At 38.9% G+C, this 434-nt stretch carries 1 protein-coding gene; it reads left to right on the forward strand.

Annotation, left to right across the window (positions count from 1 at the left end; genetic code table 11):
* Window positions 1-398 (forward strand): integrase core domain-containing protein (locus tag CALK_RS11740; RefSeq protein WP_034638454.1); only part of this gene is annotated, 398 nt, incomplete at its 5' end.
* Window positions 399-434 lie beyond the last annotated feature (36 nt).

Here is a 434-nt window from a genome sequence, read left to right on the forward strand (position 1 = left end):
CCATTGGAGGCAAAAGGGTTGCGGCGGTATTGGAACAGTTGAGAGAAACAAGAGGTCTTCCACAGGTACTACAGTCGGATAATGGTCCTGAGTTTACGGGAAAGGTATTGGATCAATGGGCTTATGTATGTAAGCAGAAACATCATTTTATAGAACCAGGAAAACCAATGCAAAATGGGCATTGCGAGAGTTTCAACGGCCGATTTAGAGATGAGTGTTTAAATGAACACTGGTTTACCAGTTTAAAAGAAGCAAGAAAAATTATCGAAGAATGGAGGATTGATTACAATCAAAAAAGACCACATAGCTCATTGAACAGCATGACTCCACAGGAGTTTGCTAATCTCAATAAAAGAGAGTATACAAACAGAAGTGAAAATCATGTATCTTACCAATAAGCTAATCTTAATTTCTAAACAGACATTGGGGGCAGG

Source organism: Chitinivibrio alkaliphilus ACht1 (genome assembly GCF_000474745.1).
Lineage (GTDB): Bacteria > Fibrobacterota > Chitinivibrionia > Chitinivibrionales > Chitinivibrionaceae > Chitinivibrio > Chitinivibrio alkaliphilus.